This window comes from Afifella aestuarii (genome assembly GCF_004023665.1).
Lineage (GTDB): Bacteria > Pseudomonadota > Alphaproteobacteria > Rhizobiales > Afifellaceae > Afifella > Afifella aestuarii.
Genome location: NZ_SAUF01000005.1, coordinates 831976 through 843940 on the forward strand (window position 1 = coordinate 831976; position 11965 = coordinate 843940).

Annotated in this window: 12 protein-coding genes and 1 tRNA gene; 3 read left to right on the forward strand and 10 right to left on the reverse strand. The window is 62.6% G+C overall.

What is annotated here, in order from left to right:
* Window positions 1–5: 5 nt before the first annotated feature.
* Window positions 6–932, reverse strand: coding sequence for a LysR family transcriptional regulator (locus tag EO094_RS18005; RefSeq protein WP_128294225.1), 927 nt, complete (start codon window positions 930–932; stop codon window positions 6–8).
* A gap of 79 nt (window positions 933–1011) precedes the next feature.
* Here EO094_RS18005 and EO094_RS18010 point away from each other — a divergent pair, with 79 nt between their 5' ends.
* On the forward strand, window positions 1012–2475 hold the full coding sequence (locus EO094_RS18010) for a glycosyl hydrolase family 28-related protein (protein ID WP_128294226.1): 1464 nt from the start codon (window positions 1012–1014) through the stop codon (window positions 2473–2475).
* Between the two features lie 24 nt (window positions 2476–2499).
* Here the strand turns inward: EO094_RS18010 and EO094_RS18015 are convergent, their stop codons facing one another.
* Genes EO094_RS18015 through EO094_RS18050 form a run of 8 tightly spaced genes read right to left on the reverse strand, consistent with a single transcriptional unit; the run spans window position 2500 to window position 9257 of the window.
* The gene (locus EO094_RS18015) at window positions 2500–3570 is read right to left on the reverse strand and encodes a LacI family DNA-binding transcriptional regulator (protein ID WP_128294227.1); all 1071 of its coding nucleotides are present in this window, start codon (window positions 3568–3570) and stop codon (window positions 2500–2502) included.
* A gap of 30 nt (window positions 3571–3600) precedes the next feature.
* Window positions 3601–4608 carry a succinylglutamate desuccinylase/aspartoacylase family protein gene (locus EO094_RS18020; RefSeq protein ID WP_128294228.1) on the reverse strand — a complete coding sequence of 336 codons (1008 nt, stop codon included), beginning with the start codon at window positions 4606–4608 and terminating at the stop codon, window positions 3601–3603.
* A gap of 60 nt (window positions 4609–4668) precedes the next feature.
* Complete coding sequence (locus EO094_RS18025; RefSeq protein ID WP_128294229.1) at window positions 4669–5016, reverse strand: RidA family protein; 348 nt, start codon at window positions 5014–5016, stop codon at window positions 4669–4671.
* Window positions 5017–5043: 27 nt separating this feature from the next.
* Window positions 5044–5829, reverse strand: coding sequence for a transporter substrate-binding domain-containing protein (locus tag EO094_RS18030; protein WP_128294230.1), 786 nt, complete (start codon window positions 5827–5829; stop codon window positions 5044–5046).
* Window positions 5830–5841: 12 nt separating this feature from the next.
* Window positions 5842–6573 (reverse strand): amino acid ABC transporter ATP-binding protein, encoded by a 732-nt coding sequence (locus tag EO094_RS18035; RefSeq protein ID WP_128294231.1) that lies wholly within the window; start codon window positions 6571–6573, stop codon window positions 5842–5844.
* Window positions 6560–7210 (reverse strand): amino acid ABC transporter permease, encoded by a 651-nt coding sequence (locus tag EO094_RS18040; RefSeq protein WP_128294232.1) that lies wholly within the window; start codon window positions 7208–7210, stop codon window positions 6560–6562. The genes EO094_RS18035 and EO094_RS18040 overlap by 14 nt, the downstream gene beginning before the upstream one ends.
* 22 nt (window positions 7211–7232) lie before the next feature.
* Window positions 7233–7901, reverse strand: a complete 669-nt coding sequence (locus EO094_RS18045; protein ID WP_128294233.1) for an amino acid ABC transporter permease — start codon at window positions 7899–7901, stop codon at window positions 7233–7235.
* Window positions 7902–7907: 6 nt separating this feature from the next.
* On the reverse strand, window positions 7908–9257 hold the full coding sequence (locus tag EO094_RS18050) for an alanine racemase (RefSeq protein WP_205649962.1): 1350 nt from the start codon (window positions 9255–9257) through the stop codon (window positions 7908–7910).
* A 134-nt stretch (window positions 9258–9391) separates the two neighbouring features.
* Here EO094_RS18050 and EO094_RS18055 point away from each other — a divergent pair, with 134 nt between their 5' ends.
* Together EO094_RS18055 and EO094_RS18060 are read left to right on the forward strand one after the other, a co-directional pair.
* Window positions 9392–10426 carry a succinylglutamate desuccinylase/aspartoacylase family protein gene (locus EO094_RS18055; protein WP_246008593.1) on the forward strand — a complete coding sequence of 345 codons (1035 nt, stop codon included), beginning with the start codon at window positions 9392–9394 and terminating at the stop codon, window positions 10424–10426.
* Window positions 10423–11358 (forward strand): threonine ammonia-lyase, encoded by a 936-nt coding sequence (locus EO094_RS18060; protein ID WP_128294235.1) that lies wholly within the window; start codon window positions 10423–10425, stop codon window positions 11356–11358. The genes EO094_RS18055 and EO094_RS18060 overlap by 4 nt, the downstream gene beginning before the upstream one ends.
* A gap of 392 nt (window positions 11359–11750) precedes the next feature.
* On the opposite strand, the gene EO094_RS18065 is transcribed toward EO094_RS18060, so the two are convergent.
* A tRNA-Pro gene (locus EO094_RS18065) sits at window positions 11751–11827 on the reverse strand.
* Between the last annotated feature and the right edge of the window lie 138 nt (window positions 11828–11965).

The window sequence follows — 11965 nt, forward strand, 5'->3', positions numbered from 1 at the left end:
AGGTCTTATCGGCCCGGCCGCGACTGGCGGGCGCGCAGCTTCGCCTGCTCACGGGCAAGCTCGATGAAGGCCCGCGCCGGCTCCGGGAGAAGGCTTCCCTTCCGCCAGGTGAGGCCGATATCGATCGTCGGAAAAACCTCTTTCAAAGGGCGAACCTCGACGCGATCGCCCTCGAGCGACCACGGGCGGTAGGTCATGTCGGGGAGAACTGCGAGGCCGATGCCGGTTCCGACGAGCGAGCGGATCGCCTCCACCGAACTCGTTCGCAGGACGGTCCGCGGCTTGATGCCGGCCTCGCGCCAATGCCGCTGCGTGATCGCGTGCATGTCGTCGGTGGTGAGCTGCACCAGCGGCTGGTCCGCGAGATCGCTGAGCGACGGCTCGTCGAGCGCCAACAGCCGATGATTGGCCGGCAGCCAGACGAGATAGGGCGAACGCAGCAAGGTGTCGCTGGCAAGAGCGTCCCGATTTGCAAGCGCCGAGGAGATGAGAAGGCCGACATCGATTTCGCCGCCGATCAAGAGATGCTCAAGGAAGCGCTGCTGGTCTTCCACGACCTTGACGTCGACCTCCGGATAAACGCGCTGATAGCGCGCCAGAAGGTCGGCGAGATAATAGCCTGCGACGAGCGCCGTCACGCCGATCGTCAAGGTTCCGCCGCCGGTTGGCTCGCGAACCTTGAGCGCGCGCCCGGCATCGGCCACGACCGCCATGATGCGCTCCGAGTGGCGCAGGAATTGGTGACCCTCCTGGGTCAGCACCATGCCCCGCGGGGTGCGCAGGAAGAGCGCCGCCCCCACTTCCTGCTCCAGCTGCTTCAATGCGACGGTGATCGCCGATTGCGAGATGTGCAGATCGCGCGCTGCAAGCGACACCGACTGGCCGCTGGCGACAGCTATGAAATAGCGCACCTGCTTCAGCGTGATGTTCATGCGAGTTTGCCATGCTCGAAGGCGGGGATAGAAGACTAGCGCAATTCGCGAAACGAAAGCGAGGCGCGGCAAAAGCGAGATGGGCGCCGCCGCCATTCCTGAAGACCGTGACGTCTTCCGCCGATTTGCGGCCGCTGACAGCAAAGCCGGTCAGCTCCTAGAAAACTCGGGGAACGCTCACCTCGGAGATGACGCCCTCCCCCGATCGGGATGGCGAGCTCGCCATGGACGGATCAAAATGCACAACACCCGCAGATATCTCGGTGCAATTCTTCTTGTTTGCACAGGCTTTATGTCCGCCGCGAGAGCCGCCGACGTCATTCCTTTCGACACGTCCTCACCCGGACAGATCAGAACGGGAGCGCCGACCGGCCGGGCACAGGCAAACGTCGGTCAGTTCGTGACGCTGACCGATTTCGGCGCATCGACCAGTGGCACCCAGGCGCAGAACACGTCCGCGGCGCAGAATGCGATCGAGGCCCTGTCGTCACAGGGCGGCGGCACACTTTACATACCGCCCGGCACCTATTCGATCTGCGGCCTGATCCTCAGATCGAAAATCCACATAACGGGCGCCGGCCGAAACGTCACAATATTGGACGGCAGCTCGTGCAATTCGGCCGACGCCATCGTTTACGGCCCGTCGAATGCTTATTCACTCTTCAAAACAAGGGCTTCAGCCGGGATCTTTGATTGGGCGTTGAAAGACATCACGATCAAAGGAAACCTGTCGCACAGCCATGTCGATTGCCTCGGCACCTACGGATATCGATTTACAGTTGATCAAGTCGAATTGACTGAGTGCGGACGCAATGGCTGGCACACAGAAGGAGGTAATGCCACGCGCGGCCCGATGGAATCTTACGTGAACAACCTTCTCGTCTATACCGTGAACGCTACCGGCATATTCAATAACGGCCCGCACGATTCCAACTTCGACAATGTCATCATCGTCGATGCCGGACAGGGCGCCCACGACACCTATGCCGGAATGTATCTCGGCAGACATACCAACGTCCGCGCCAAGGGATTTCACGCCTGGCACAGATCGACGGCAACAAACAGGGTCCGCAACGCGCTGCATGTCGAAGGATGGGGGTCGACGTTCACCTCATCCAATTTCGAAGGCAGTTTCGGACCGCCCGTCCTGGTGGGCACGGGCGCATCCATGAACCAGTTTGCTTGTGACAATGCCTATTACAACAGATTTTCACCCGGCCCTCTCATTCTGATCAGGGGCCCGTCGAACTACATATGCGGATCCGCGATGAACAACGATCCGGGAACGTTGCCCACCAGCGTCGGCATTCAGCTCGGCGACCATACGCGTGGGGAGAATGTCAGCAACAATATGATTTCTCTCCAGCAGGAGAGCAACAATGGCGGCTCCATCGACTTCTCGAATGACGGCGGCGGCAACATGATCAGAATCGTGGGATACCAATCGTCAGGCCCGAAATTTCTGGGAAGACCACACCCCTCGGACGACATCGACCTCATCGTCACCGGCGTCGAAGGATCGAACCTCCACCAACATCCCTGACGTAGAGTCTCGCGCCCCCGCGCCTTACGTCGACCCGCGCTCGATCAGACGCAGCGGGATGTTCCGGATCGCATGTCGCGCCCGCGTTTCCTCCGGCTGCGTCTCCTGCAGCCGGTCGAGAAGCATCTGCCCGGCCACCGCGCCGAGCTTCCGTGTATCCGCGGCGATGGTCGTCAGGCCGGGCATGATTTCTTCCGCCAGCGTCGAATCACCGAAACCGGCAATGGCGATGTCGCCAGGGACGTCCAGACCTCTCCCACGGGCCTCAAGCAGGGCACCGATCGCGAGAAGATCGCTGGCGCAGAAGACGGCGTCGACGTCGGAGCCTTCGCCGATCAGGTCCTGCATGGCCTGACGCCCCTCGGGAATGCCGGAAACCGTGTCGCGGCTGATGCACCGACAAAGCTTAAGGCCGAGCCGCTCGCAGCTTTCCGCGAAACTGTTGAGACGAAGCATGCCACGCCCGCCGCTGCGGCCAATGAAGGCGACCTTGCGATAGCCCTTGGCGGCAAAGTGCTCCGCCACCATGCGCGCACCATCGGCGTTTGAGAATCCAACCAGCATGTCGATCGGATCGCGTGCCAACGCCCAGCTCTCGACGATGGGAATGCCCATGTTGCGGAGGAAGGTGCGGTTCGATTCCAGCTCCATCACGCCGGTGATGAAGACGGCAGCCGGACGGATCGCCGTGAGCGAACGGATCAGCGTCGTCTCTCGTCCGTAAGAGTAGGAGGTGCGGCCGAGCGCGACCTGAAAACCGGCCGCCTCCAAGACGTCGGACAGGCCTTCGATGGCGAGGCTGAACTGCTCGCTCAGGATATTGGAGACGAAGGCGGCGACGATGTCGGAGCGGCCGCTCTTCAGCGCCTTGGCGTGGGGATTTGAGGAATATCCGGTCTCCTCGACCGCCTTCATGATGCGTTCGCGGCGCACCGCGGACACCATCTGCGGCCGACGCAGAGCACGCGACACGGTGATCGGAGAGACCTGGGCGAGGCGCGCCACCTCCTCGATGCGGACCGGCCCGTGTTCGGCCTGGCTGTCCGCCTCGGGCGAAGCGATTCGCAAGACGTCGTCGAATGTCGCGTCGCTCATCGCTTTCTGTTCCGGCCCGTCAGCATGCACCTAGCCTTCGATTTCGGCGGCCGCCTGCACAAGGCAATCGCCAGCCTGACAATTGGCGTGCAAGCGTCGCGAGATGACGATCCCGCCACGGCGGAACCGCAGGATTTCCGGGTCGCGATCAAGGCGCTCCAGGTCGTGGTAATAGCCGGCGACATCACTGGCTTCGACGGATTGCCCGAGGGTGACGACCGGTTCGAACCAGCCGCGGCGCGTCGCGTAAATCGCCTGTTCGTGACTTTCCAGCGCCAGCACGGTCGTCGCCACCGGCGCCCTCACCTCGCTGATCAGCGGGGTCTCGGTGATGCCAAGCCGCAGAAGCAGATTGTCGATCGCGCGCTTGGTGTTCTGCATGGTCTTTGGCGTGACGGTGGCGCCGCCACCGAATTCACCGCTGACACCGATCGCGCCGGCGCGGGCGACCGCACCCATTGAGGTTGGGGAATCGTAGCCATTCTGCGCGACAAAAGCGTAGTCCTGGCCAAGATGCTCCAAGAGATCGCGCGCCTTTGCCATCATTTCCGGCGTCGGCTGCCGTTCGATCAGCGCCGTGGTCAGATGCTCCATCGACGTGCCACCGGAATGGATGTCGAAAACCACGTCATGCTGGGGAAACAACTGGTGTTCAAGATAGTACGCCAGACGTTCCGTTGGCGTGCCGGTCGGGTTGCCTGGGAAAGCGCGGTTCAGATTGCCGTCGTCGAGGGGAGATCGGCGCCGCCCGGCCATGACGGCGAGGACGTTGCTCATCGGCAGGATGGTGACGGCGCCGTGGATGCGGTCGGGATCGAGGGCGTGCAGGACATGGCCGAGGGCGAAAACGCCTTCATATTCGTCACCATGATTTCCGGCCATCAATAGGAGCCGCGGGCCGTCGCCGTTCTTGAAGCGGAAGATGGGAATCTTGACCTGAAAATAAGGCGAGCGGTCGATGGAATAAGGAATGCTGAGATAGGTCGAGGAGCGACCGTCGGCATCGAGGTCGAGATCCGTCAGAATACCGGTGTGCACGTGAGTTTTTCCAAATGTTATCGGACGGGACCGCAACTGGCCCCGCCCTGTTCTTAAGGCTCAGAGAGCCGCGACCGCCGTCATCTCCACACGCAGATCGGGATCTGCCAGGCGGGCCTCGACGCAGGCGCGCGCAGGCGGATTGGCGGGGTCGATCCATTTGTCGTAAACGCTGTTCATCGCGTCGAAATCGATGATGTGCGGCAGGAACACATTGACCGCCACGATCTTCGACTTGTCTGATCCGGCGCCCTCGACGAGGGCCAGGATTTTTGCAAGGACTTCCTCCGTCTGTTGCTCGATGGAAGCCTTGCGGCTGTCGGCCACCTGGCCGGCGACATGGACGAAGCCGTTGGCCGCAACGGCCTGGCTCATGCGCGGGCCGCTTTCGTAACGCGTAATGGTCATGTCTTTCCGTCTACTCTCTTTTTTCGATCAGATGTGAGGCAGGTTATCCTGCTTCACGTTGAACCACTTCTCCTGCAGCTCCGGCAGCTTGCCGTTCATACGATTGGAGAAAAGGAAGGTGTCCAGCCAGCGCAGCAAGTCCGGCTCGCCATGACGGATGCCGATATGCGCCGGCGACTGGCGGATGAGGAACTTGAGGTCCATCTCCACGTCCGGATTGTTCTTGGCCGCTTCGGCAACGATGGCGCTGTTTTCGGCAAACGAGCTCGCCTGACCGGCCATATAGGCGGAAAGCACCGAGGGAACGTCTTCGAAGCGGATGAGATTGGCGTCCGGCGCATTATCGCTCAGCCACAGATCGAGCGTCGTGCCCTTGGCAACGGCGATGCTCTGGCCGGCGAGCTGGTCGGGCGTTTCGGCCTTTTCCATATCGGCCGGGCCGTAGACACCAAGCTGGACGGCGGCATAGGGCTGCGAGAAAGCAACCTGCTGGGCGCGTTCCGGCGTGGCACCGAGCGCTGCCACGAGAACGTCGACCTTGTCGGCGAGCAGGCTCGGAATACGGTTGGGACCGGTCACCTGAACGAGCTTCAGGTCAACGCCGAGATCGTCCGCCAGAAGATTGGCAACATCGACGTCGAGCCCGGCGGGGTCGCCGTTTTCGTCTTTGAAGCCCCAGGGCGCAACATCGAGCAGCACGCCGACGCGGATTTCGCCGGCGGACAGAATGTCCTGAAGCTTGTCGGCCTTGGCGGGGATGGTTGAAGCAATCGCGATGCCGACGGCGATCGCAAACGCTTTCAGCTTGAACATGGCTGTCTTCCTCTAGTGACGGTGTGAGCCGATGAAGCTCTGGAGCTCCGGCGTCTTGGGATTTGCGAACAATTCCGCGGGTGGTCCTTCTTCCCAGACCTTGCCCTGATGCATGAAGACGAGCTTGGTCGCCACGTTGCGGGCAAAGCCCATTTCGTGGGTGACCAGGATCATCGTCATGCCCCTCCTGGCCATGTCCTCCATGACCTTGAGAACTTCCCCGACGAGTTCGGGATCGAGCGCCGACGTGACCTCATCGAAGAGCATGAGATTGGGCGACATCGCGAGACAGCGCGCAATCGCCACGCGCTGCTGCTGGCCGCCCGAAAGCTGTTCGGGGTAGGCGTCGATCTTCTCCGCCAGCCCGACTTGCGTGAGCACCTTCTCGGCAAGGACGCGCGCGCCCGCCTTGTCGACCTTTTTCGTGCGGATCGGCGCCAGCGTGATGTTGCGCTCTACCGTCAGGTGCGGGAACAGATTGAAGGCCTGAAAGACGATGCCGACTTTCTGGCGCAGTTCGCGCAGGCCCTTCATCTTCGGAGAGACGCTCTGTCCCTCGACCCGGATCTCGCCGGCCTGAATGGCTTCGAGCGCGTTAATGCAACGCAAGAGAGTGCTCTTGCCCGAGCCACTGCGCCCGATGATCGTGACGATCTCGCCTTCCTCGATATTGAGCGAGACGTCCTTCAGCACCTCCAGATCTCCGAAGGATTTGCGGACGTTCTTGATTTCAACCAGTGCCATTGAGACGCGCCTCGAGTGAACGGGACCAGGTGGTGAGCGGGAAGCAGATCGCGAAATAGACCGCCGCAACGATGGAGTAGACGAAGATCTGCTGGAACGTCGCGGCGGCGGCGATCTGGCCAGCCCGCGTCAGCTCCACGAAGCCGACGACGGCCGCAAGCGACGTGCCCTTGATGAGCTGGACAAGGAAGCCGACCGTCGCCGGCAGCGAGATCTTCAGCGCCTGCGGCGCGATAATGAAGCGGAATTGCTCGTAGCGGCTGAGCCCGAGCGAGGCCCCCGCCTCCCATTGGGTGAATTTGACCGCCTGGATGCCGCCCCGCCAGATTTCGCCCAGGAAGACGCCGGAATAGATGGAGAAGGCAACCGTCACCGCGGCCAGCGACGGCACCTCGACGCCCAGGAACACCGGCATGCCGAAATAGAAGAACATCAGGAGCGCCAGCAGCGGCACACCCTGCACGATTTGCAGGATGAGCGCGGCAAACAGGCGGAGCGGCAGGAACGGACTCGTGCGCAGAAGCGCCAGAACGAGACCGAGCAGGCCGCCGAAGAAGAAGGAGAGCGCGACCAGCACCAGCGTCCACTGGAAGCCGTGCAAAAAGGCGATGAGGTCGACAGTCGAAAGGCTGCGCATCTTGGGCGTATCTCCGGAAGGCCTAGCGGCGCACGGGCCAGCGGAAGGCAAGCGCTCCGATGGCGGCGAACATGACCCGGCTTGAGACGACGACGACGACGTAGATCGCGGAAATCAGCGCATAGACCTCAAAGGAGCGGAAGGTGCGCGATTCCACGAAGGTCGCCGTGTGGAAGAGCTCCGTCGCCGCGATCTGCGAGGCGACCGACGTGCCGAGAAGCAGCAGGACGAGCTGGCTGGTGAGCGAGGGATAGATGTTGCGCAACGCCGGCGGAAGAATGACGAAGCGGAACACCTCAAAGGACGTCAGGCCGAGGCATTCGCCCGCCTCAATCTGGCTCTTCGGGATCGAATTGAGGCCGGAGCGGATGATCTCGATGGCATAGGCGCCGAAATAGATGCTGAGCGCGACGCAGGCGGCCGGGAACGGCGACAGGCGCACCCCAATGCTCGGAAAGATGAAGAAGATGATGAAGAGCTGGATCAGCGGCGGCGTATTGCGGATGATCTCGATGTAGCTCTTCAGGAGGATGCGAACCGGCTTCGGCCCGCGGGTGAGGAGAACCGCACCCAAGACACCGATGAGAAGCCCAAAAAAGGCGGAAATGCCGGTCATCTGCAATGTTGCCAGCAGGCCGTCGATGAATTCCTCGCGATATCGCAAGACCTGCTGGAAATTGAGATTCTGCATGAAACCTCAGCCGAAGAAGGTTTGATGGACCGACGTGACTCGATGCGCGTCGTCGATCACGAAGAAGGCACGCCAGCGGTCGAAGCAGGTGCAAGGATGCGAAATGCCGAATTCGACGATGTCGCCTACCGACAGCGAAACCTCTTCGCCGATGCGGAGAAAACCGTGCTGGTCGTTGAGCTTCTCGATCGCCGCAACGCCTCGAAGGTTCTCGCCCTTCTCCCCTCCCCGCCATGCGGCAAGCGCGATCGGGAAACCCTGATCGAAAGAGACATCGCGCATGCCGAGACCGCAGATCGCGAGACTCGGCTCAGGCCGCGAAAGCACTTCGGCCCATAGCCGCATCGCCGGCTTGAAAACGTCGGACGCCGCCACGATTTCACCGTCGCGCACAAAGCCGCGACGGGCATCCATCCGCTGAAAAGCGCGCGCGTAGACGCCGTGATCATGAAAGAAGATCGCGCCGCTCCGCAGCATCAGATCCGCATCGCCGTCGGCGTCGACGACCGCCGTCAGTTTCTCGACGACGAGGTCGAAGAACTGCGAGCCGCCGGCCGACAGGAAGAGGCGGCGTTTCGGTTCGGCCTTGCGCACGCTGGCAAACACATCGGCCGCCAGGTGGTTCAGGGCCGCGATAGCCTTCTGCGTCGCAGCTTCGTCCTCGCTTGCAACAGCACCTTCATAGGCGGCCACACCGGCAAGCGCGATTTTCAGCGTGTTGCAAGCGATATCGATGAGGCGCTGAGCTGCCTCCGCCGTCCGGCATCCGGCACGCGCGAGCCCTACCTCGATCATCACAGACTGTGGCCGTCCGGCCACCTCGCCTGCGCGCGCGGCCGCTGCCAATGCGGTTGGCGAATCGACAAAAAGCACGATCTCCGCCTCCGGATAGCGTGCAAGCAGACGTCCCAGACGTTCGCCATTCACCTTACCGCCGATCTGGTTGGCGAGAAGCAGACGTTTTACGCCCGCCTTGAGCAGCACGCTCGCCTGCTGGAGATTGGCGGCGGAAAGCCCCCATGCGCCATGGGCGACGAGATCGCGTGCGAGCGCCGTCGACATCGGGGTCTTGGCATGCGGGGCGAGAAGCGCGCCCGCCTCACGGGCATAGGCGAAAATTGCGTCCCTGTTCGAGCGATAGGCACTTTCCTGCAACGTGAGCACGGGACAGGCGAGATCGCCCGCCGTCGGAGACCAGGCACGCGCGGCAATCTCCGCACCCGGGAAGGGGTCCGTTCCCGCCGGAATGCCGCGAAGCGTGTCGTCGACGATAAAATCATGCGCCATCTCGGCGGCCAGCGATCCGTCGCCACTGCCAACGCTCGTGCCGCCAGACGCGGCTGCCGATGCATCCATCACCATGAAATCCCGCTCGCCCCCTGCAGACGTTTCGTGCCCCAAATGACGAGGTTGACGTTGTGGACACGGAGTAATGACAACGTTATCATTTTTGTTATGGATGACAACCCCTGGGCTGCAGGCAAGTGCAATTGACCGTTTTCAATGAGAAGAGACCCCGCAAAAGCACGGCTTTTGCGACGATCGATTTCGAGCATGAAGGCCGCCAGACCGGCCATATTCACATTCCGCATTCGCCGCATGACGACGCCTGGGGGGCGGTGCGAATCCCCATCGCGGTGATCAAGAACGGCAATGGGCCGACGGTGCTCCTCACCGGCGGCAATCACGGTGACGAGCACGAGGGACCGATCGTGCTTGGCGAACTCTTCCGCGAATTGAGGCCGGAGGACATTTCGGGCCGCGTCATCATCGTGCCGGCGCTCAACCTGCCGGCCGTGCGGGCTGCGCATCGCACCTCGCCCGTCGATAGGCTCAACCTCAACCGCACCTATCCGGGCGATCCGGCCGGCACCATCTCGCAGCAGATTTCGGCCTTCGTCTGCGACCGCCTCTATCCGATCGCCGATGCGTTCATCGATCTGCATTCCGGCGGTTCTTCGCTCGACATTCTGCCGAGCGCCATCGTCGAGCCGACAAGGGACCCCGAGCATCTGAAGCGCAACATCGAGGCCGTGCTCGCCTTCGACGCGCCGCTGACCGTCGTCATCAGCAATCTCGGCGAGGAGCGGACCTCCACCGCGGCCGCCGTCCATGCGGGGCTGACCACGGTCGGCACGGAGATGGCCGGCGCGGGCACCGTCTCGCTCGAAGCGCTGTCGATTGCCAGACGCGGCGTGCGCAATGTGCTACGCCATCTCGGCGTCATCGCCGGAGAGCCAAACAAAGCGCAGGGAGAACGGAACGTCCTGGAGATACCTGGCGAGCGCGGTTACGTCTTCGCGCCAGAGGCCGGCGTCTTCGAGCCCTTCCATGCCAATGGAACCTGGGTGAAAAAGGACCAGCCGGCGGGACGCATTCATTTCGTCGACAATCCGACACGCGCCCCGCTCGATCTTGCCTACGGCCAGGACGGCATTCTCTATGGCCGGCGACATCCCGGGCGGGTCGATCCCGGCAATTGCTGTCTTGTCGTCGCCGCGCCCTACCAGAAGGATCTCACATGATCGATCTCGACGACGTTCGCGACGCAGCCCGACGGATCGACGGCTATGTCCGGCGCACGCCCCTCTTGCCGGCAACGCAGCTTCGCAATCCCGTCTGCCCGGGCAGCCTCCATCTAAAGCTCGAATGCCTGCAGCCTTCCGGCTCGTTCAAAGCGCGCGGGGCCGCCAACAAGCTCCTCGCCTCCGATCCGAAGGATGTCGAGCGCGGCCTGGTGGCGGCGTCGGGCGGCAATCACGGCCTCGCCGTCGCCCGCAGCGCGAGCCTCAAGAACGTCCCGGCCACCATCTTCCTGCCGGAAAACGTTCAGGCCGAGAAAGTCGACAAGATGCGTCGCTGGGGCGCCGAGACGGTGATTGGCGGCGCCAATTTCGACGAGGCCAATGCCGGCGCACATGCTCATGTCGAGAGGACCGGCGCACTTTACTTCCACTCCTTCGCCGACCCCCTGATCGTCGCCGGCCAGGGAACCGTCGGCCTGGAGATTATCGACGATCTTCCAGATGTCGAGACGGTGGTCATTGCCGTCGGCGGCGGCGGGTTCATCACCGGGGCCGCCGTGGCGCTCAAGGCGCTGAAACCCTCGATCCGGATCATCGGAGTGGAGCCGGTCGGATCGCCGACGCTCCATGCCTCGCTCAAGGCCGGGCATGTCGTCACCCTGGATCAAGTCACCAGCAACGTGCCGACGATGGCATGCCAGCGGAGCGACGAGCGGCTGTTTGCGCTGACGCGGCAGGTCGTCGACGAAGTGGTCCTGATCGAAGATGCCGCCATGGAAGCGGCGGCCAAGCAGCTCTGGTTCGAGTTCGGTCTCGCTGCGGATTCGAGCGGGGCGGCCGCGATGGCAGCGCTTGCGACCGGCTCCATTCCGACGCGGGACGACGAGATTGTCTGCGCGCCGGTTTGTGGCGCCGGCCTGCCGCCTCTGTGACCGGAGCGATTCGCCACCGGCGTGGCCACATGATCTGGCCGAGCTGGTCTCCGAATCGCATCTGGCGGATACGCCTGACGCTTTGCGGACAGCTCCTGGCTTGCCTTTCGGATGGAAAGATGAGCCGTCAGGTACCGACTGATGAGATCGGCGACGCAAGCGTGGTCGAGCGCCGTTTCGCGGATGCGCCGCGGCAACTCCGGCCGTATCGCTTGCGGCCGTGCGGCACCACACTTGGCCCTTGAGTTTGAATGGCTGGCGGACGGAGATTTGCGCGAGGGCTCCAAGGTCGGCGGCTTCAACGCCAACTGCGCAGAATATAAAGGCCTTACACACGTCGTTTTCAGACGACACGAAAAGCCCAAAAATCTCTTGATTATCAGAAGCTTAAATGGTCGGGGCAGCAGGATTCGAACCTGCGACCCCCTGCTCCCAAAGCAGGTGCGCTACCAGACTGCGCTATGCCCCGACGCCGCAATGGCGCGGAAATTAGGAGGCTGAGGCCGCCGGCGCAAGCGGGAAAGTGAGGGTGAAGGCGAAAGCCGAAAATTCCGGAAACCGGCACCATCACCCCCTTCCCCCCCGCCCCCTACCCCGCACCCCCGAC

What these genes read in the sequence shown, in the direction of transcription:
- EO094_RS18025 (WP_128294229.1), bottom strand. Translation starts at nt 5,016, where the DNA reads ATGACCATTACGCGTTACGAAAGCGGCCCGCGCATGAGCCAGGCCGTT.
- EO094_RS18040 (WP_128294232.1), bottom strand. Translation starts at nt 7,210, where the DNA reads ATGCGCAGCCTTTCGACTGTCGACCTCATCGCCTTTTTGCACGGCTTC.
- EO094_RS18015 (WP_128294227.1), bottom strand. Translation starts at nt 3,570, where the DNA reads ATGAGCGACGCGACATTCGACGACGTCTTGCGAATCGCTTCGCCCGAG.
- EO094_RS18035 (WP_128294231.1), bottom strand. Translation starts at nt 6,573, where the DNA reads ATGGCACTGGTTGAAATCAAGAACGTCCGCAAATCCTTCGGAGATCTG.
- EO094_RS18005 (WP_128294225.1), bottom strand. Translation starts at nt 932, where the DNA reads ATGAACATCACGCTGAAGCAGGTGCGCTATTTCATAGCTGTCGCCAGC.
- EO094_RS18050 (WP_205649962.1), bottom strand. Translation starts at nt 9,257, where the DNA reads ATGGATGCATCGGCAGCCGCGTCTGGCGGCACGAGCGTTGGCAGTGGC.
- EO094_RS18060 (WP_128294235.1), top strand. Translation starts at nt 10,423, where the DNA reads ATGATCGATCTCGACGACGTTCGCGACGCAGCCCGACGGATCGACGGC.
- EO094_RS18030 (WP_128294230.1), bottom strand. Translation starts at nt 5,829, where the DNA reads ATGTTCAAGCTGAAAGCGTTTGCGATCGCCGTCGGCATCGCGATTGCT.
- EO094_RS18045 (WP_128294233.1), bottom strand. Translation starts at nt 7,901, where the DNA reads ATGCAGAATCTCAATTTCCAGCAGGTCTTGCGATATCGCGAGGAATTC.
- EO094_RS18010 (WP_128294226.1), top strand. Translation starts at nt 1,012, where the DNA reads ATGGGCGCCGCCGCCATTCCTGAAGACCGTGACGTCTTCCGCCGATTT.